A 19,505-nucleotide genomic window follows, 5' to 3' on the forward strand; every position below is an offset into this window, starting at 1 on the left:
TCCAAAATAAAAAAAGTGCTGACCGCAATAGCTCAAGCTTGCTGCGGCCGGCACTTTTTGCTTTGTTCTTCTGTTCCACGTAGAACAAGATTTATCTTCTCTATTCAACAAAAAGCCTGTTAAAGGAGCAGGATGTCTGCTCCTAGCTTTGTTTTTCGACAGGCAGCTGGAGGCGGAAGACCGTTCCGCGGCCCACTTCGCTTTCAGCTGTGATGGTGCCGTGATGGGCAACAACGATATTTTTGACAATGGACAGTCCCAGGCCGGTTCCCGCCGATTCTCCGCGCACCCGCGCTTTGTCCGCTTTATAGAACCGCTCAAAGATATAAGGGAGATCGTCCGCAGCAATTCCGTGCCCTTCATCCGAAACCGTAATCTCGATCCAAGGCTCCTGTCCTTTGCCTTCGGCAGTTCTTTGGGCGGCCATCGACACCCTGCGGTTCTCCGGCGTATGACGGAACGCGTTGTCGAGCAAATTCGTCAGCACCTGTTCCAGCCGGTCTTCATTGGCTTCCCGAAGGATAAGCGGTTCCTGCGGGAGCGAGATCTGAAGTTGAATCGACCGCTCCTTGGCTCGCACTGCAAACTTCCGGTACATCCGCTCCATCAGCTCGTTAAGATCTGTTTCGTGCATTTCCATTTCGGTATGACCTGCTTCCATCCGGGCTAAATCCAGCAGATCGTGCACAAGCCGCCCCATCCGGATCGATTCGTCTTGGATCACCTGAATCAGCTCCCGTTCCTCTTCAGGCGTGGAAGCCATTCCGTCGAGCAGCGCTTCGCTGTATCCCTGCATCATGGACAGCGGGGTGCGGATTTCGTGCGATACATTTGCGACAAAATCCTTGCGCATCTTCTCAAGCTGCGCCTGTTCGGTCACATCCCTGAGCACGGCAACCGCTCCCTGGATATCCCCTTCCGACGTCAAGGGAGTCATATGCACAGACCATACGGTCTGTTTCACATGAATATCCTCCCGCTGATCCTCCTTCTCGCCAAACACTCTTCTAAACATCGGCACAAGCGGCTCCGGCACCGGACTGAGCGAGGCAGGAATCAGATCACCGGCTTCACGGCCCTCTTCCTCCTTGCCGCCATCCCTCTCAAGGCTTCCCCATTGATGAAGCAGCTCTTCTGCAGGCGGGTTCGTCAGAATGACAGCACCGTTGTGATCTATGGTGATCACAGCATCGTTCATGCTCCGCAGCACGCTGGCCAGATGCTCCTTCTCCAGATTCAGGCTGCGGATCGTATTCTCCAGCTCTTCGGCCATATGATTGAATGTGCTGGCCAAATCGCCGATTTCATCGCTTGTGCGCAGCGTCAGCCGGGTATCATAGTGACCCGTACGGATCTGATCGGCAGCCTGGATGAGCCGGCGCATCGGCTGGGTGATTTTTGTAAACAGGAACAGGGCAAAAAAGGTAGTCAGCGCAAACCCGGCGACAGACACCCAGATAAATAAGGTCTTAATCGCACCTGAGTTCGTAAAATTCGTATCAATATAAGGCAGCAAAAAAAGGCCCAGCGTCAGCAGAACGCAAGCTACTAATGCGCTGATCGTCAGCCAGAGCTTACCGACAAGCGACCTCCAGAAGCCGGCCACCTACTTGCCAACCTCCAGCTTGTAGCCGACTCCCCAAACGGTAGTTATCATAAGGGCAGCTTCCGGGGATACTTTATTCAGCTTCTCGCGCAGCCGCTTCACATGGGTATCTACTGTCCGCAAATCGCCAAAAAATTCATAATTCCAGACATCCTTCAGCAGCTCTTCCCGGGAAAATACCTTATCCGGAGACACGGCCAGATAATGCAGCAGCTCATATTCTTTAGGCGTCAGACTGACTTCCTCGCCGCCTGCCGTCACCCTGTGGGCATCATGCTCAATCGTGAGAGTCGGGAACACAATCGTGCTGTTGCTGCCGCTGTCTTGTGACAAATAAGCCGTAGCCGACGAGCGGCGCAAAATGGCTTTTACCCGGAAGATCACTTCGCGGGGGCTGAACGGCTTGACCACATAGTCATCAGCACCAACTTCAAAGCCCTGCACCCGGTTGATCTCCTCGCCTTTGGCTGTCAGCATCAGCACTGGAGTTGCTTTGCTTTGTCTGAGCCGGTTGCATACTTCAATCCCGTCTATGCCAGGCAGCATGACATCCAGAAGCACCAGATCATAATTCTCCTCGAGCGCTTTCTTAAGGGCGGTCTCCCCGTCTTCCGCCTCGTCGATTTCATAGCCTTCCTTCTCTAAATACATTTTCAGCAGACGACGGATTCGCTCCTCGTCATCTACAACTAAAATGCGGTTAACCTGTTCTGCCATCCTAACAGCTCCTTCACTCTGACTGCCCGCTACCAGCAGGCCGCACATTTATCCACTCTTAATGAAATTATTGTACATCCGGGCATCAGCGACAGCCCATTATGTAATTTGACCAGCATAAGCGGCCGCCGTCAGGGTTATGGCCGGGTCATGTCCCCGCGGCGCCGCAGTTCCACAGCTAGCCCCACTCCTATAAAGGTGAGGTTTACCGCTGATTTCTCCTGCTTTCGGTATGAGCGCTTTGACGCAGGCTTTCCACTTCATTCTTGGTGAGATGGCGGTACACGCCGCGCTTCATCGTTCCCAGGAAGAGGTTGCCGAACGAAATCCGCTTGAGACGTGTAACCGGATGTCCAATCGCTTCGAACATTCTGCGGACCTGCCGGTTTCTGCCTTCATGGATGGTAATGGAGATGGTAGCCTGCTTCTGATCCGGGTCTACGTCATGATATTCGACTTCTGCCGGCGCGGTCATCCCGTCCTCCAGCATGATGCCCTTCTTGAGCTTGTCCAGCTCGGTTCCGTGCGGCACCCCTTTCACCGTAGCCAAATAAGTCTTAGGCACATGGTGTTTCGGATGCGTCAGCAGATGGGCAAATTCTCCGTCGTTAGTAAGGAGCAGCAAACCTTCCGTATCATAATCCAGCCGTCCGACTGGATAGACTCTCTCTTTGATTCCTTTAAGGTAATCGGTGACAATCTTTCTCCCTTTCGGATCGCTGGCGCTTGTAATGACCCCTTTAGGTTTATTAAACAGAAGATAGAGCTTCTGCTCAGCCCCGATATTTTTGCCGTTCACTGTAATCGTATCTGTAGCGGGATCCGCTTTCGTGCCGAGCGTTGTAACGGTCTCTCCGTTCACCTGTACCTGCCCGGCCAAAATGAGCTCTTCGCATTTGCGCCGCGATGCCACGCCTGCCTGAGCCAAAATCTTCTGCAATCTTTCCATATTTTCTAGTCACCTCTCATTCATGATACCCAGTTGATAAACAAATCACAATAGAAAAGCCAAAAACGCCCTCACAAAGAGAGCGTCTCAGGGATCAGCCAAAGAGAACAAGACAAACGAAGATGGCTGCAGCAAATCCGACGATATCGGAGAAAAGTCCAACCTTAAGGGCGTAACGGCCGTTGCGGATGCCGACAGCGCCGAAATAAACGGTGAGTACATACAGTGTTGTATCCGTACTCCCTTGAATGGTGGACGCAATCCGGCCGATCATGGAATCGGGGCCGTAGGTTTTGATCAAATCGGTGGTAAAAGCCAGCGATCCCGTGCCGGTCAGCGGTCTCAGAATACCAAGCGGCAGCACCTCCGGCGGAATATGCAGCCACTGCACCAGTGGGGCAGCCAGACCGATCAGGAAATCCATGGCTCCCGATGCCCGAAACACACTGATTGCGACCATCATTCCGACCAGATGTGGAATAATTCCGATGGCTGTGGAGAACCCGTCCTTCGCTCCATCCACAAACGATTCATAAACCGGAATCTTCCGAAAGTAAGCGTAAAGCGGGATAAAAGCAACCATAACCGGAACCGCCCAGGCTGAAAGCTGCTGAATCCAGTTCAAGTTCCCTCACCCCGCCCGGAAGCTGCTGCATTCGTGATGCTTGAGGCTGAAGGAGGAAGTGCAGGCGGATATTTAGACCTTGCCCGGTACCACCGGTCCGCAAATACAGCTGCCAATGTAGCGATTGCGGTTGCCAGCAGCGTGCTGCCGACAATTTCCGCCGGGTTCGCAGAATGATAGGTGCTGCGGATAGCGATCAGCGTAGTGGGTATTAAAGTGATGCTTGCCGTGTTGAGTGCCAGCAATGTACACATGGCGGGGGAAGCGGTGGTCTTGTCCGGATTGAGCCGCTGCAGCTCCTGCATGGCCCGGATGCCCATCGGAGTCGCCGCATTTCCAAGGCCAAGCAGATTGGCGCTCATATTAGACAGGATGTACCCCATGGCCGGATCATTCTTCGGCACATCCGGGAACAAGAACCGGACGACAGGTCCGAGCAGCTTCGATATTTTGTCCACAAGTCCGGATTCCTCGGCCAGCCGCATAATCCCCATCCAGAATACCAGCACGCTGATGAGGCCGAAGCACACCGTCACCCCTGTTTCAGCGCCCTCGAAGGCAGCTTTGGTAACTAAATTGATATCCCCTTTGTAGGCTGCAAATCCAAATCCGATGAGCAGCATACCAAGCCATATTTTATTAACCATGTTTCCCCTCTCCCCTTTGCAGCTGGTACGGTCTGACGCTTCCCCTCTTGTGTCTATTTATTCTCTTGGCGGGCAGCATCCTTATTCATGTCTTGATAAAGCGGGACGGAACCGATGACCTGGTCACCCAGCTTGAGCACCAGCCTTCCCCTGAAGCCGAAAGGATCGGCAGCTTCGTTCAGCTTAACCTCCTGCTCGAGATGAGAAGCTTCAGCTGGATTAAGCGGATATTGGAAGGTAATCCCCGTAAGCAGATTTGCGTCACCGCTTTGAATAAGCTGCTTGCCGGTTACGAGTGTCTTCAGCGGATAGTTTTGAAAGCCGAAATCCAGCATCTTCGCATGATCATTCCAGTCGTCGCCGTCATTAAGCGTTACCGCGGCCAGCTGCTGGCCGTTCCGGGTCGCCGAGCTGACGAGACAGCGCCGGGCAATTTTGGTAAAGCCGGTTTTAACGCCGTCCGCCCCTTCATACATGCGGAGCATTTTATTTTTATTGAGCCAGATATAGTCCCAGGATTCCTCCGGGTTGGGCGCTCTCTTCTCCCTGGTTGCAACAATCTGCCTGAACACCGGATTATGCAGGGCATAAGCGGTCAGCTTGGCCAGGTCGTTGGCCGTTGAATAATGTTCTTTATGATCGAGCCCGTGAGGATTAGCAAAATGGGTGTGCGTCAAACCGATCATTTCCGCTTTCTGATTCATCAGGTACACAAATCCCTGCTCGGAGCCGCCGACATGCTCGGCGATCGCCGTGGCTGCGTCATTGCCTGAGCGGAGCATCAAGCCGTACAGCATATTTTCCAGCGTCATTTTCTCTCCAAGCTTCAAATAAATAGATGACCCTTCCTTGCCGAAGGCGTTTGGACTTACTTTGACCTGCTTGTCCAAACCTCCATTCTCAATGGCTACGATAGCTGTCATGATCTTGGTTAAGCTTGCAATCGGCAGGATTTGATCGCCCTGTTTGCTGTAGAGCAGCCGGCCGGACTCCACGTCGATCAGCGCAGCCGCCTGAGCATGCGTGCCGGGGTGCTGCAGGCGAACCGAACCTGGCTGGTTATCCGCGAATGCCGGATTCTGCAGCGCAAGACAGGCGAGCAGCGTCAAGCCTAAAGAAATTACCTTCCGTCTGATTGGTTTCATAGCGTACTCCTTAGCTGTTAGTCTTGTTGCGGGTTCTACTCCCAAATATATGCTTAATGGGGGGCCGGTTAGACCCGTTTGTCCATCTTTCCCTCGGTTTGCCCGGCTTCCCTCCGAAATGCTTATCTTTCTCTAATGAGAAGAAAAAAACCCTTCCACGATTCGGAAGGGAAATTCATGGCTGCTGCGGATTTGCCCGTTTACACGCGTGACGGGAATGTTGGTGTATCCGGTACGACCATCGGCGTGGAGCTCTGGCTGCTGCCTGAGAACAAGCCCTGCAGCTGGTTGATTACGCCTGGAACCGAATCAATAACCTTTTCGAGAATGTGGGTCTGATTATCAAGCGGCACCACATTTACGCCTTGAGGTCCGACAACCAGGAACGCAATCGGGTTGATCGAAACCCCGCCGCCGCTGCCGCCCCCAAACGGTCTTGATACATCAGCAAGGTCGTGTCCGGCATGGTGTAGCTCATCCGATAAGCGGAAATCGCTGCCCCCTGCCGCAAAACCGAAGCCGACACGGCTGATCGGCAAGATAACATTGCCGTCCTTGGTTTCAACCGGAGCTCCGACAATTGTGTTCACATCAACCATTGCCTTAATGTTCTCCATCGCGGTTCTCATCAGGCCTTGAATAGGATGTTCAGCCATTGTTTAGTTCCTCCTTTCACTTTTAGCACGCGGGTTATAAGAGTCAGTCCAGCATACATAGCATGTCCGAGCCGAATTTGAGCTATGCAGTCAAGTTGACTGGTAAAGTGCGGAGATGCCCCGAAGCTCGGTTTGACCTCCACGGAGGGGGGATTTTTCATTCTAACGCGGAAAGAAAGCCCCCCGACAACAAAGTTCTTGACGCTCCACAGCAGGCCGCTCGCCACCGCCGTGTGATCTGCTTCCTGCATGGAGAAATCCGTCAGCCACTCCAGCTTGATGACATTCAAGTGCTTAAGCGTTGCATCCATCCACTGCTTCAAGCCGTCCGTAGACTGCAGAAGCTGTTTGTAGATTTCGCTCCAGCGGTGTATTTTTTCCGTGCCGATATGCTGTTCATTAGGCGTCTGGCCGCTCATGCCGGGCACATTTGTCTCCCTCTCCGTCTGGACCTTGAAGCCCTTCTTCAAGCTGTCAAATTTGATCTTGGGCACCTCATAGTGAACCTTTACCAAACCAAACAATGCCCGCATGTCCGCATGAATCTGGTCGTCTTCATTTTGCTTCCGGACATGCACGCTGACCGTGATCTTCGAGCGCATTGCAGCAGCGATTAGAAGGATAAGCACTGCTGCCAGCAAACCAATCCATATCCATATCCACATCTTCGTTATTCAACCTCCGTTCCAGCAGATTCCTTATGTATTATGCCGAATTTGCCATTCTGCCATTCCAGACCTTGATTGGAAAAGCATTAAAAAAACTCCCCCGATGGCGGAGGAGTTTCATTCGTTTATTGTTTATTCAGGACTGGTTCATATCGTCAATCGTCAGCTGCTCATTTCGGATACGGTCAAATAAATCGTGGGTTTCGTCTTCCAGGGAATCCACATCCGCAAACTGCTCCGGATCCGGCAGGTCCTTCAGGCTAGCCAGGCCAAAGTAGTCCAGGAACGCTTTGGTGGTCCCGTATAAAATAGGCCGCCCGATGGCTTCGGCCCGTCCCACTTCCTCGATCAGATCTTTGTTCACCAGCGTATGAATGGCCCGTTCGGCCTTCACGCCGCGGATTTCCTCAATTTCAATCCGGGTAATCGGCTGCCGGTAGGCAATGATCGACAGCGTTTCGAGTGCCGCCTGGGACAAAGACGATCTTGACGGCGAATAGGCTAATTTTTCAAAATAAGGAGCATGTTCCTTCAAGGTTGCCATCTGAAAATGCCCGGCAATTTCAAGCAGCTGCAATCCCCGCCCTTCCCGGGACATGTCCATCTTCAGTTCGGCCAGCACTTCTTTAATCATATCGGGGCGCTGTTCCAGCACCTCGCACAGCTGTTTCACAGTCAGCCCTTCCTCACCGGCCAGGAAGAGCATCCCTTCAATAATCGACTTCAACTTCGGAAAATCCATTACCGGCTTGTTCCCCTTTCCATTCCATCACAATGTCATCAAATAAATGATTCTGGTAGCAAATAATCAGCTTCATCTTCATCAGTTCCAGGATAGCCAGAAATGTCACCACAATCTCATGACGGGACATGTCTTCATCCAGCAGCTTGGAAAATAAGACCCGTCCGCCTCTTCCTATCAGCTCCAGAACACTGATTACCTCTTTAATGCGGTCCTTAACGGAGATTTCATCCCGCTGAATCCGGGCCACCGTATTGCGCTTGACCGCTTTGCGGAGCGCCTTCTGAAAGACGCTGATCAGATCCGAGACATGAAGCCCCTGCACCGGGTTCTCGGCCGTCTCAGGCATAAATGGCGTCAAATCCTCCGGCTCCTTGGAGAAAATAAGGCTGCGTTCCCACTCCTTATCGTGGAGCAGCTCGGCAACACCTTTGAACTTGCGGTATTCGATCAGCTTGCGGATCAGCTCTTCTTCCGGGTCCTCTTCATTTGGATCATACAAATCATATTCGTCCTCCCACTCGATAACAGGAGGTTTAGGAAGCAGCTGCTTGCTCTTTATGGATAGCAGGGTTGCTGCCATAACCAGAAATTCGCTTGTAACCTCCAGCTCCAGCTCCTGCATGGAATGCAAGTAGTCCATGTATTGGTCCGTAATTTCACTAATAGAGATTTCGTGAATGTCAATCTCCGCTTTGTCAATCAAGTGAAGCAGCAGATCCAGCGGGCCCTCGAAGGTCTCCAGCTTGTAAAGTACCGTCACTAATGATCCACCACCCGTACAAAAAGAAAATGTAGCGCCCTTCCTGCGAAAGGCACTACATTAAATAAGCACTATTTTAGCTGATTCGTCAAGTTCGCCATTTCAATTGCTGCTACCGCTGCATCCCAGCCTTTGTTGCCGGCTTTCGTGCCGGCCCGCTCGACGGCCTGCTCAATATTTTCCGTAGTCAGCACGCCGAAAATAACGGGAAGGCCTGTTTTCAGACTGATGGCCGACACGCCTTTCGCCACTTCATTGCAGACATAGTCATAGTGGCTGGTGGAGCCGCGGATAACGGTGCCCAGGGTAATCACAGCGTTGTATTTGCCGCTTTCGGCAAGCTTCTGCGCGGCCAGCGGGATTTCGAACGCACCCGGCACCCAAGCCACATCCACCTCTTCATCCTTCACCCCGTGACGCTTCAAGGCATCGAGTGCGCCTCCCAGCAGCTTGCTTGTAATGAACTCATTAAACCGGCCTACAACGATGCCGTATTTCAGTCCGGAAGAGACGAGATTGCCTTCATAAATTTGTCCCATTTTATAAAAAACCTCCTTAAATTGGCAGCTGCTTCAACGCTCAGCGTTTTGATGCTCCTGTTCGTCCTGTTCCAGATCGTCAAGATCATCGAATCTGAGCATATGGCCCAGCTTGGATTGTTTCGTATGCAGGTAAGCGGAATTGTCTGCATTTTCCTTGATCTGGATTGGCACCCGTTCGACCACCTGCAGTCCGTAGCCTTCAAGGCCTTTGATCTTGCGGGGGTTGTTGGTCATCAGCCGGATCTCGGTGACGCCAAGGTCCTTGAGAATTTGGGCCCCGATGCCGTAATCCCGGAGATCCGCCTTGAAACCAAGCTTGAGATTGGCTTCAACCGTGTCCAGCCCTTCCTCCTGCAGCTTGTAAGCCTTCAGTTTATTAATAAGTCCAATTCCGCGCCCTTCCTGGCGCATATACAGCAGAATCCCGCGGCCTTCGGCTTCAATTTGCCGCAGAGCCGCCGCAAACTGCGGTCCGCAGTCGCATCTGTGGGAATGAAAGACATCCCCGGTCAGGCACTCGGAGTGAACCCGGACCAGTACCGGCTGGCCCGGCGTAATATCTCCCTTGACGAGCGCCAAGTGCTCTTTGTTGTCCACCGAGTTGGTGTACGCAATGGCCCGGAATTCACCAAAGTCCGTCGGCATCCGCACCTCAACTTCCTGGTTGACCAGCCTCTCCCGCTCATGCCGGTACGCAATCAGCTCCTGCACACTGATCAGCTTGAGATCATGCTGCAGCGCAAACTGCTTGAGTTCGGGCAGGCGAGCCATTTCGCCATTCTCCTTGATCACCTCGCAGATCACGCCTGCAGGGTATGACCCGCATAGCACTGCGAGGTCAACTGCCGCTTCGGTGTGGCCGGCCCGGCGGAGCACACCGCCTTTTTTGGCGATCAAAGGAAACATATGGCCCGGCTTGCGGAAATCCTCGGGTTTGGCATCCGGATTCATCAGGCCTTTAACGGTCTGCGAACGCTCGAATGCGGAAATGCCGGTTGTCGTATCGATATAATCGACGGACACGGTAAAGTTAGTGCCATGATAATCGGTGTTATGGGTAACCATTGGGCTGAGCTGCAGTTCATCCGCCCGCTCCTGCGTGATTGGCACACAGACAAGCCCTCTTGCCTGGGTAATCATAAAATTAATCACTTCAGGCGTCGCCATCTCGGCCAGGGCAATGAGATCCCCTTCATTTTCGCGGTCCTCATCATCCACCACGATTACCGGTTTGCCTTGCTTGAGATCTGCGAGCGCAGCTTCCACGGAATCCAGCTGAATTCGTTCCATGTCAGCGAGCCTCCTTTCTTTGATTAAACAAATCCGTTCTCTGCCAGCAGCTTCAGGTCTATGCCGCCGGAGCGGCGGCTTGCCGGGGAATTGGAGCCAGCCGGGAAGGAAAGCAGCCGCTCCACATATTTTCCGATAATGTCACATTCCAGATTCACCCTGTCGCCCGGGCGTTTGTTCTTCAGCGCCGTCTGCGCCAGAGTGTGGGGAATAATGGACACAGCAAAGCAATCCGCTTCGAGCTTAGCTGCCGTTAAGCTGATCCCGTCTACGGTGATCGAACCCTGCGCAACTATATATTTCATAAGATCAACCGGTTCCGGCCGTACCGTATAGACGACAGCATTCTGATCGGTTTCTATACTTAAAATAACCGCCGTACCGTCAACATGCCCCTGTACAATATGGCCTCCAAATCTTCCTCCGGCCGGCATGGCTCGCTCCAGATTAAGCGGCTGACCGACTGACAATCCGGAAAGGTTCGTATGCTTGTAAGTTTGAGGCATCACATCGACTGCGAACGAAGAGGAGTCCATGTGCGTCACTGTCAAACAGACCCCGTTCACGGCGATGCTGTCACCAAGCCTCATATCCTCCATCAGCTTTCGGCTCTCAATGCCGAGAACCATAGCCTGGCCGCTGCGGCTTACGGATTTCAGCCTGCCCACTTCCTCAACCAGTCCCGTAAACATTCTTATTCCTCCCAAACCGGCGAGCCAGTAACCAGGATGTCATTCCCGGCAGGCGTCACCTTCACTTTTGTCAGCTTAACTGCGTGCTGAATGCGCTCCGGCCCGGTGAAGCTAAAGCTTTCAAAGCCGCCGCTGCCGATCAGTTTAGGAGCCAGAAACAGCTGGATTTCGTCCGCAAGCCTCTCCGAAAGAAAGGAGCCGCTGACCTTCCCTCCGCCTTCAACCAACACGGAAGAAAGACCGGCTTCGGCTAATTTCTGCAGGCCGGTCCTCAGATCGACCCGCTCCCCGCTTCCGCATGGAATAACCCGAATCTGTTTGTCTTCAAGAGCGCGCAGTTTCGGCTCGTTGGCGTGGTTTTCCGTTGTTAATATCATCGTTTCGGCCCCGTCTGATTCAAGAACTTTGGCACCCAGCGGAATCCGCAGCTTTGAATCAACAATGACTCTGACTGGCGGCAGGCCGGGTACGGGCAGACGTGTGCTTAATGAAGGATTATCCGCAAGGACGGTTTCGATGCCTACCAGAATCGCCGCATGCTGATGCCGCATCGTATGTACCAGGCTGCGGGCTTCCTCCCCAGTGATCCACTTGCTGTCCCCGGTTCTGGAAGCGATTTTGCCATCCAGCGAGCTGGCGGTTTTCAGAGTGACGAAAGGCAGCCCTGTTGTAATAAATTTGATGAATTTCTTGTTCAGCTCACGCGCTTCTTCCTGCATAATCCCGACATCAACCTCAATCCCTGCATCCCTCAGCATCGCAATTCCCCGGCCCGAAACCTGCGGATTTGGATCTTCACAGGCGACAACCACGCGCGACACTCCCGCTTCAATCAGCCTCCTGCTGCATGGCGGCGTTGCCCCATAATGGCTGCAGGGTTCTAAAGTGACATACACCGTGCTGCCTGCGGCGCGGTCTCCGGCCATATTCAGCGCATGAACCTCGGCATGCCCTCCCCCCCGTTTCAGGTGTGCGCCCATCCCCGCAATCGCCCCGTCCCGGACAACAACGGCCCCGACAACCGGATTAATGCCGGTCTGCCCCTGGGTATGTCTGGCCATATCCAGCGCCAGCGCCATGTAAAATTCATCATTCATCGGCTGCAAATTAGACGGGCCGGATCCATTCATATGCCTTGCCTCCCTTCTGAACAATAATCTTCTGTCTTAACATGCGCAAAAAAACGCTAAAAACCCCGGCCAATGGCCGGGGCAGCAGGAGAATTAACAGCGATACCAAAGAAACAACACCAAGCCGAATGCACCGTACAGCAAAAAGTCCACCAGCAGAATCGCAGACTTTGATGCTGATGTAAGGCCGGAGTTTGCCTCTGTCTCTGCAATTAAGACATCAGCAAACAAACCGAACCCAGCACTGTCATCCAAGCTTATTGTTGATCATTTAAGAAGCTTGCAGGAGTAGCTCAAATAAAACGAGCTGCAAGCTTCCGTATCTCCTTCTCCCATCCAGACTATACTGTCGGTCCCGGAATTTCACCGGCTCAGCCGCAAATCTTCGTATGGATCATCCAACAACAGAAATGCGGGTCACGGACTAAGGCTCACCTGCTTGAAACACCAGGCTGCCATCACCGTCGGTCGGGATTTTCACCCTGCCCCGAAGGATTTCATATTCAGTTATGAAGAGCCGACGGCTGCACATCATTTCCAGCCGCTGACTTGTTTGCAATGGTAGCACTATTCACAGAGCAATGCAAGAGCCTGCAGCAAACAGACCTCGAGCATTAGCTCCAGGTCTGTTTGGATTTGGACGATGTCGCCCTGTAATTAAGCTTCGTACACTTCCACGGTTTCCATACGGTCACGGCCCTGGAACGCATCAACATGCTCCATTCCGCTTACAACCTTGCCGAATACCGTATGCTGGCCGTCCAGATGCGGCTGAGGGGCATAGCAGATGTAAAACTGGCTGCCGCCCGTATTCCGTCCCGCATGCGCCATCGCGAGGGAACCGCGCTCATGTTTGTTTGGATTGATTTCACAATTAATGGTATAGCCCGGTCCGCCGGTGCCTGTTCCGTTCGGGCAGCCGCCTTGAGCTACAAAGCCTGGAATAACGCGATGGAAGACAAGTCCGTTGTAAAAGCCGGAGTTTGCGAGCTTCTCAAAATTTGCTACCGTATTTGGAGCGTCTTGATCGAACAGGTCAAGAATGACTTCTCCGCCGTTCGCAAGTGTGATCTTTGCTTGTTTAGCCATTAGTGTTTCAAGCCCCTTCCAAATTATGTTTCAATGTGCAACATGTCCAGTTTACTATGAAAAGAAATAGAGTGCAAAAAAAAGACGGGGATCACCAGGCCCCCGTCTCTTCTGCAATACTTTATGTCCCGGAAATTATCCCTTCAGCGAATGCTGTTTGCCAACCCGCTGTGGAATGACGTCATTGGCAATGAGATCGTTCAGCGATTCCCGTTTGACTACCAGTGCACTTTCGCCTTCATTTACAAAGACGACCGCCGGACGCGGAATCCGGTTATAGTTGCTCGCCATGGAATAATTGTAGGCGCCAGTCGAAGCAACGGCCAGCAGATCCCCCGTTTTGGCCGGAGGAAGCTCCAGATCCCAGATCAGCATGTCTCCGCTTTCGCAGCATTTTCCGGCAATTGATACGGTTTCCGTCGCGGCTTCCCGCCCCCGGTTAGCCAGCATCGCCTCATATTTGGAGTCATACAAAGCCGGACGGGGATTATCCGTCATGCCGCCGTCTACGGAAATGTACTTGCGCACGCCCGGAATATCCTTGCTTGAGCCGACCGTGTACAGCGTTGTTCCGGCATCTCCGACAATGCTGCGGCCCGGTTCAATCCATACCTCCGGGAGCTGGTCATACACGCCGGAGAAATTCCGTTTCACCGCATCCGTAATCGCCTTAACATAAACCGACGCGTGAAGCGGCGTATCTTCCTTCGTATAGCGAATGCCGAACCCGCCGCCAAGGTTGATCACTTTAAAGACAAAGTCAAGCTCCCGTTTGACTTTGACAGCGAAGCCGGAGACGCGCTCTGCGGCTACCTGAAAGCCTTCAACTTCAAAGATCTGCGATCCGATGTGGGAATGCAGGCCAAGCAGCTGAAGGTGCGGCAGGGCGATTGACGTCTTGACGGCTTCATACGCCGTGCCATTGCCAATATCAAACCCGAACTTGGAATCCGTTTGACCGGTTGAAATATATTCATGCGTATGCGCCTCAACTCCCGGCGTCACGCGCAGCAGGATGTTGACCTTCACTCCGTTCTCGGCAGCAAGGGCATTGAGCAGGTGCAGTTCATCGAAATTGTCCGCTACAAAGCAGCCAATGCGGGCGCTGATGGCCATTTGAATTTCAGCGGGAGTCTTGTTATTGCCGTGAAAATGAATGCGTTCAGCAGGAAAACCGGCCTTCAGCGCCGTATAAAGCTCCCCTTCCGATACGACATCAAGGCTCATGCCTTCCTCTTCAACCAGGCGGCACATCGCCATCGTGCAGAAGGCCTTGCTCGCATACGCAACCTGATAAGACAATCCGGATTGCCGGAAAGCGTCCATATATTCCCGGGCCCGCTGCCGGATCAAAGCTTCGTCCATGATGTACAGCGGAGTCCCGTATTGTTCTTTAAGCTCGACTGTATCGCAGCCGCCGATCTCCAAATGACCTTTGGCATTTATTTTGCTGGTACCGTGTAAATACATCCAGGCTGCCTCCGATTTTTCGAATTTTGCTTAAGTATATCAGCTTTCCCGAATTTCGAAAAATGGATTTTTGTGCATTTCATTTACACTTTTAGGCCAGGCCTGGAGCTGTATTTATTCGCTTGAAATCCGGCTGCGGTCCCGCGGTTTGTTGAAGGACGGGCGGGATTTAGCATACATCACCGGCATACGCAGGATAACGGCAGCCATCGCCTTTGCATTAAATGGTATAAACGGCCACAGATATGACGAGTTAAAGGAGCGGCGCAGGGTCAGCAGCACAATAAATGCTGTTACCCCGACTACAAAGCCCGGAATGCCGAATATGGCTACTGCCGCCAGCAGCACAAGCCTTACCAGCCGGTTGGCAAGACCAAGCTCATAGCTTGGCGTTGCAAACATCCCGATCGTCGCAACGGCCATGTACAAGACCACTTCGTTGACGAACAATCCGGTCTTTACCGCAATATCCCCGACCATAATGGCAGCGATCAGACCCATTGCAGAGGCCAGCGGAGTCGGAGTATGAACCGCCGCCATGCGCATCAGATCCACACCGAATTCCACGATCAGAAACTGTGCGATGAGCGGAATCTTAGCCTGATCCTGCGGACCGATAAACGACAGCGCCGCCGGCTTAATCTCGGGGTGGATCACCACAAGCAGCCAGATCGGCAGCAAAAATAAGGAGGCAATAATCCCGAAAAAGCGGATCCACCTTAAATAGGTGCCCATAAAGGCGGTCTGGCGGTTCTCTTCCGCATGCTGGCATAGATCGAAGAAGGTCGTAGGCAGGATCATCACGCTGGGAGACGTGTCCACAAACAGAACGATTCTGCCCTCCAGCAGATGGGAAGCCACCGTATCCGGCCGCTCCGAGTAGCGGACCAGCGGGTAGGGGTTCCAGCCTTTGTGGAGGATCGCTTCTTCAAGCTGCTTGTCCGCCAAAGGAATGCCCTCGATGTCGATGCTGCTTATTTTCTCTTTAAGCTCCTCGATCTGGACTTTGTCCACGATGTCGTCAATATAAGCAATAGCCACATCCGTATCGGTCCGCCGGCCCACCTTCATCACCTCAAATTTCAGCCCCGGGTCTCTAAGCCGCCTGCGGACCAGACTGACATTAGTCAGAAGCGTCTCCGTGAAGCCGTCCCTCGCCCCTCTGACTACCCTTTCCAGCGAAGGCTCTTCAGGACTTCTTGCCGGATACGAACGCGTATCCATGAGCAGGGCGGTATCTTCCCCTTCGATAAACAGGACGCTCATGCCGGTCAAGGCTTTGTTGATGCAGACGCTCAGCTTGTCCGTCTTCTCCACCTGCAGATGCGGAATAAATTCTTCCATAAATGCTTTGACCGCATCACCGGTCATGGATTCAGGCGTTAAATACGTCAGCCTCTTCACGATCTCCAGCAGAATATTATCTTTGTAAAATGCAGTGACGATGAAGAATGAGACTCTCTTCCCGGCAAACGTCATATCACGGAAATCAATATCAAAGGAATCGCCGAGACCTACAACCTGCTCCAGCGTTTTCTTCGTTGTGTTGAGCTTCTTGCTGATATTATCGCTGTTCTGCCAGTAAATGACGGATTCCTTAATGGAATCGGAGGCCTCACTGTCTTTCTTTCTTTGCAGCGCCTCTTTGATCTGTTTGGATCTCCCTCCCTGTCGTCCATGATTGCCGTCTTCGTTCACTCCGGTGTCGAACTCCGGGGTAAATTCGATGGTTCCATAACCATTTTGACGCGAGGAGTCCGTCTCCGAGTAGCGGTCAGTCATTCTTCCCTACCTCCTGTAAAGTGCATAGCGGATACCGCCGCAGCTGATCTTTTTGGTTCTCTATTTGCTGAATTGCTGTTCTTCTTGCTCTCGTGTTATGGATGATAGATAAACCAGTCGTAAAAAGAGCCCGCTATTTTGCCGAACACCATGGCAAGCAGCAGCAGGAACAAATACTTCTGAAGCCCGACCCGTTTCGCCAGGATAGGCAGAACGTTAAGCACCTCGGTCAATGCCGCAGCCAGCATCCCGACAAAGATCCCGTTGAACAGGCCGACCAGCGCTGCCGCCGGCTTCCAGGCGATGTAAAATTTCCAGTTCCAGAAGTCCGCCACCGTACCGAACACAGACCCGGCTACCATGGCCCCTTCATACCAGTGCACCTTGGCATAGGTGCGGGTGAGCTGGCTGAGCCTCGGCACGATGTCAAGAACGACAAACAAGGCAACGACGCCGGCGCCTACGGCTGTTCCTCCCGCCAGCCCCAGGAAAGCCAGGCATACGGCCTGCACGGCCTGGAGGAGCATTATGAGCCATCTCCTTCCCTGGAATCCTTGGACTCTTTGCGGTGGATTTTCTTATACTCTTCCGTAATCACGTAGTGATCCAGATTTTCCTGGTACAGAAACATCTCCACCTCAAGGGGCGTTGGCTCTTCATTCCATTTCTTGCGGAACAGGTGGTTGAAGAACACGATCATCCCAAGCCCGATCCCCAGCGAATAGGTCGTCTGATACAGATAAGGATGGTCATCGTGCTGTCCGGTAATCATCTCCACGATATGTACAATGACCTCGGGCATACTGACATCTGCATGAAAATTCATAATGGTAAGCATGGAACCGAAGAACAGCAGCAGCCATACCAGAATAAAGAACAGGATGGGAGTTTTGCGCTGCTGTCCGATGATCTCCACCAGCGTATGCGGTTCACCGATATATTCGATGGCGAGCTGGGGAAAGGCCCCGCGGATGACCTTAATGATCTGCATCATGTCGATCACAATCCGGTTCCCATCCTGCTTCACAGGCTGCTTGACCATCAGGCTCTTTAACTCCTGCTCCCTTTCTGCCGGAGCAAGCACCTGGGCAATATCGCCCAGCGAGATTCCAGCCCCGTCTTTAAGCTTCACATGCTTCCGCAGCCGGATATAGACAACCTCTGCCCCGCCTTTCATCCCATCCATGCCCATCACCTCTTGCCTGCCTAATTGTCCCTAGTATGCCAAGCGCCGGCTTTCTTTACTCTTCCCCCGGAAAAATAAAGCAGCGCCGTCCAAGCCGGATAACCGGCACGAACGGCGCTTGTCTGATTCGATGTTAAACCTGCGTCCAGCAAGCTGAAGCAGTATTTACAGAGGTAATTCTTATAGGACAAAATTTATTGGGCAATCTGGTCCTTGATATTCTGAAGGATCTTCTTCTCGAGCCGGGATACCTGCACTTGAGATATGCCCAGCCTGCTGGCAACCTCAGACTGCGTCTGATCCCTGTAATATCTGAGATACACGATCAAACGCTCCCTCTCGGTAAGACCGCCCAGCGCTTCATGAAGCGCCAGCTTATCGAACCAGCGCTCCTGGGACTCATCCGCAATCTGGTCGATCAGCGTAATCGGATCGCCTTCATTCTCAAATACGGTCTCATGAATGGACGTCGGCGGCTTGTTCGCCTCCTGGGCAAACACCACGTCCTCCGGCGACACGCCCAGCTCCTGCGCAACCTCCTTAATGGTTGGCAGCCGGCCGAGCGTCTTCGACAGCTCGTCCTTCTTCTTCCGGACCTTGTTGGCCATTTCCTTGAGGGAGCGGCTCACCTTCAGCGTGCCGTCATCCCTCAGGAAGCGCTGGATCTCCCCGATAATCATCGGCACCGCATAGGTGGAGAATTTGACGTCATAGCTCAGGTCGAATTTATCCACGGATTTCAGCAATCCGATACAGCCGATCTGAAACAGGTCCTCCGGCTCGTAGCCGCGGTTCATAAACCGCTGCACGACCGACCAGACCAGGCGGATGTTACAGTTCACCAGCGTATCCCGCGCCAGAGAATCGCCCGACTGGCTGAGGGCGATAAGCCTTTTGACTTCCGAATCGTCCAAATATTCTCTTGGGGTTTGCTTCACATCAGCATCCATGGCATCACCCTAATTATACAAAGCTTTCTTAGATTCAATCCTCTTCTTCATGCGGATCATGGTCCCCTGCCCGATTTCGCTGGTCACGCCGAATTCATCCATAAAGTTCTCCATGATGGTGAACCCCATGCCCGACCGCTCCAGCTCCGGCTTCGAGGTATACAGAGGCTGCTGGGCCAGCTCCAGATCCTCAATGCCCCGCCCTTTATCCTCAATCGTCAGCAGAATGGTATCGTCCTGAATTTCCGCCGTAATCGTCACGATCCCTTCCGGATTGCTGTCATACCCGTGAATAATGCAGTTGGTAACCGCTTCGGAGACGACGGTCTTTAAATCGGTTATTTCGTCCATTGTTGGATCAAGCTGAGACACAAACGCTGCGACGGTCACGCGGGCAAACGATTCGTTCTCGGACTTGGCGGCAAACTGCAGCTTCATGAAATTGCGGCTGTTCTCGCTCATAATGCGACCTCCAGTTCCGTAAGAGCTTCATCTTCAGTGGCGTAGATCGGCATAATTTTAAATAAACCGGACATTTCAAACAGCCGGTAAACGGGCGCATTAACATGGCATACCGCCATTTGGCCGCCCCTTTGCTTAATCAGCTTGTAGCGGCCCAGTATAACGCCGAGACCCGAGCTGTCCATGAACTGAAGCGACTCCAGGCTGAGTACCATATGGCGGCAGCGCCCGCGGGCGATTTCCTCATCAAGCCGGAGACGGACGGAGTCGGCCGCATGGTGATCAAGCTCACCGGTCAGCCGGACGATCAGCGTATCCCTGCGTGTTTCCATTTCCATATTCACCTTCATGTCTGTTCACTCTCCTCCCTGTCATGAACACTCATTTCTACAAG

General features: G+C 52.9%; 22 protein-coding genes and 1 riboswitch. All 22 genes read right to left on the reverse strand.

Going from position 1 to position 19,505, the window contains the following annotated elements; all coding sequences use genetic code 11:
* Positions 1 to 142: 142 nt before the first annotated feature.
* The 22 genes from FCN15_RS00480 to spoIIAA all read right to left on the reverse strand — a co-directional run bounded on the left by FCN15_RS00480 (position 143) and on the right by spoIIAA (position 19,461).
* Entirely contained in the window at positions 143 to 1,606 is a 1,464-nt protein-coding gene (locus FCN15_RS00480) for a HAMP domain-containing sensor histidine kinase (RefSeq protein ID WP_138492988.1), read from the reverse strand.
* A complete protein-coding gene (locus FCN15_RS00485) occupies positions 1,607 to 2,323 on the reverse strand; it encodes a response regulator transcription factor (RefSeq protein ID WP_138492989.1) in 717 nt (238 codons plus the stop codon). It abuts the gene before it with no gap.
* Between the two features lie 205 nt (positions 2,324 to 2,528).
* Entirely contained in the window at positions 2,529 to 3,272 is a 744-nt protein-coding gene (locus FCN15_RS00490; RefSeq protein ID WP_138492990.1) for a pseudouridine synthase, read from the reverse strand.
* Between the two features lie 94 nt (positions 3,273 to 3,366).
* Positions 3,367 to 3,855 carry a spore maturation protein gene (locus FCN15_RS00495; protein ID WP_138493402.1) on the reverse strand — a complete coding sequence of 163 codons (489 nt, stop codon included), beginning with the start codon at positions 3,853 to 3,855 and terminating at the stop codon, positions 3,367 to 3,369.
* Positions 3,856 to 3,893: 38 nt separating this feature from the next.
* Positions 3,894 to 4,544 carry a nucleoside recognition domain-containing protein gene (locus FCN15_RS00500; protein WP_138492991.1) on the reverse strand — a complete coding sequence of 217 codons (651 nt, stop codon included), beginning with the start codon at positions 4,542 to 4,544 and terminating at the stop codon, positions 3,894 to 3,896.
* A gap of 53 nt (positions 4,545 to 4,597) precedes the next feature.
* Positions 4,598 to 5,689: a D-alanyl-D-alanine carboxypeptidase family protein gene (locus FCN15_RS00505; RefSeq protein WP_138492992.1), complete on the reverse strand. Its 1,092-nt coding sequence runs from the start codon at positions 5,687 to 5,689 to the stop codon at positions 4,598 to 4,600.
* Positions 5,690 to 5,889: 200 nt separating this feature from the next.
* A complete protein-coding gene (gene ytfJ, locus FCN15_RS00510) occupies positions 5,890 to 6,345 on the reverse strand; it encodes a GerW family sporulation protein (RefSeq protein WP_138492993.1) in 456 nt (151 codons plus the stop codon).
* Positions 6,318 to 7,010 carry a DUF2953 domain-containing protein gene (locus FCN15_RS00515; protein WP_138492994.1) on the reverse strand — a complete coding sequence of 231 codons (693 nt, stop codon included), beginning with the start codon at positions 7,008 to 7,010 and terminating at the stop codon, positions 6,318 to 6,320. The genes ytfJ and FCN15_RS00515 overlap by 28 nt, the downstream gene beginning before the upstream one ends.
* 139 nt (positions 7,011 to 7,149) lie before the next feature.
* Positions 7,150 to 7,755 carry an SMC-Scp complex subunit ScpB gene (scpB, locus tag FCN15_RS00520; protein WP_138492995.1) on the reverse strand — a complete coding sequence of 202 codons (606 nt, stop codon included), beginning with the start codon at positions 7,753 to 7,755 and terminating at the stop codon, positions 7,150 to 7,152.
* Positions 7,724 to 8,518: a segregation and condensation protein A gene (locus tag FCN15_RS00525; protein ID WP_138492996.1), complete on the reverse strand. Its 795-nt coding sequence runs from the start codon at positions 8,516 to 8,518 to the stop codon at positions 7,724 to 7,726. Before FCN15_RS00525 ends, scpB begins: the two co-directional genes overlap by 32 nt.
* Positions 8,519 to 8,589: 71 nt before the next feature.
* Positions 8,590 to 9,057, reverse strand: coding sequence for a 6,7-dimethyl-8-ribityllumazine synthase (gene ribH / locus FCN15_RS00530; RefSeq protein WP_138492997.1), 468 nt, complete (start codon positions 9,055 to 9,057; stop codon positions 8,590 to 8,592).
* 33 nt (positions 9,058 to 9,090) lie between these two features.
* Positions 9,091 to 10,350 (reverse strand): bifunctional 3,4-dihydroxy-2-butanone-4-phosphate synthase/GTP cyclohydrolase II, encoded by a 1,260-nt coding sequence (locus FCN15_RS00535; RefSeq protein ID WP_138492998.1) that lies wholly within the window; start codon positions 10,348 to 10,350, stop codon positions 9,091 to 9,093.
* Positions 10,351 to 10,373: 23 nt separating this feature from the next.
* Complete coding sequence (gene ribE, locus FCN15_RS00540; protein ID WP_138492999.1) at positions 10,374 to 11,042, reverse strand: riboflavin synthase; 669 nt, start codon at positions 11,040 to 11,042, stop codon at positions 10,374 to 10,376.
* A gap of 2 nt (positions 11,043 to 11,044) precedes the next feature.
* Positions 11,045 to 12,172: a bifunctional diaminohydroxyphosphoribosylaminopyrimidine deaminase/5-amino-6-(5-phosphoribosylamino)uracil reductase RibD gene (gene ribD / locus FCN15_RS00545; protein ID WP_238996444.1), complete on the reverse strand. Its 1,128-nt coding sequence runs from the start codon at positions 12,170 to 12,172 to the stop codon at positions 11,045 to 11,047.
* Positions 12,173 to 12,492: 320 nt separating this feature from the next.
* Positions 12,493 to 12,671, reverse strand: a riboswitch (FMN riboswitch).
* 158 nt (positions 12,672 to 12,829) lie between these two features.
* Positions 12,830 to 13,261 (reverse strand): peptidylprolyl isomerase, encoded by a 432-nt coding sequence (locus tag FCN15_RS00550; RefSeq protein WP_138493000.1) that lies wholly within the window; start codon positions 13,259 to 13,261, stop codon positions 12,830 to 12,832.
* A gap of 135 nt (positions 13,262 to 13,396) precedes the next feature.
* On the reverse strand, positions 13,397 to 14,731 hold the full coding sequence (gene lysA / locus FCN15_RS00555) for a diaminopimelate decarboxylase (RefSeq protein WP_138493001.1): 1,335 nt from the start codon (positions 14,729 to 14,731) through the stop codon (positions 13,397 to 13,399).
* A 114-nt stretch (positions 14,732 to 14,845) separates the two neighbouring features.
* The gene (locus FCN15_RS00560; protein WP_138493002.1) at positions 14,846 to 16,513 is read right to left on the reverse strand and encodes a spore germination protein; all 1,668 of its coding nucleotides are present in this window, start codon (positions 16,511 to 16,513) and stop codon (positions 14,846 to 14,848) included.
* A 95-nt stretch (positions 16,514 to 16,608) separates the two neighbouring features.
* Positions 16,609 to 17,040 carry a stage V sporulation protein AB gene (locus tag FCN15_RS00565; protein WP_138493003.1) on the reverse strand — a complete coding sequence of 144 codons (432 nt, stop codon included), beginning with the start codon at positions 17,038 to 17,040 and terminating at the stop codon, positions 16,609 to 16,611.
* Positions 17,040 to 17,690, reverse strand: a complete 651-nt coding sequence (locus FCN15_RS00570; protein ID WP_138493404.1) for a stage V sporulation protein AA — start codon at positions 17,688 to 17,690, stop codon at positions 17,040 to 17,042. The genes FCN15_RS00565 and FCN15_RS00570 overlap by 1 nt, the downstream gene beginning before the upstream one ends.
* A gap of 203 nt (positions 17,691 to 17,893) precedes the next feature.
* Positions 17,894 to 18,649 carry an RNA polymerase sporulation sigma factor SigF gene (gene sigF / locus FCN15_RS00575; RefSeq protein WP_138493004.1) on the reverse strand — a complete coding sequence of 252 codons (756 nt, stop codon included), beginning with the start codon at positions 18,647 to 18,649 and terminating at the stop codon, positions 17,894 to 17,896.
* 9 nt (positions 18,650 to 18,658) lie between these two features.
* Entirely contained in the window at positions 18,659 to 19,111 is a 453-nt protein-coding gene (spoIIAB, locus tag FCN15_RS00580) for an anti-sigma F factor (RefSeq protein WP_138493005.1), read from the reverse strand.
* Entirely contained in the window at positions 19,108 to 19,461 is a 354-nt protein-coding gene (spoIIAA, locus tag FCN15_RS00585; RefSeq protein WP_138493006.1) for an anti-sigma F factor antagonist, read from the reverse strand. Before spoIIAA ends, spoIIAB begins: the two co-directional genes overlap by 4 nt.
* Positions 19,462 to 19,505: the final 44 nt, after the last annotated feature.

This window comes from Paenibacillus pinistramenti, from assembly GCF_005869875.1.
Taxonomy (GTDB): Bacteria; Bacillota; Bacilli; order Paenibacillales; family Paenibacillaceae; genus Fontibacillus; species Fontibacillus pinistramenti.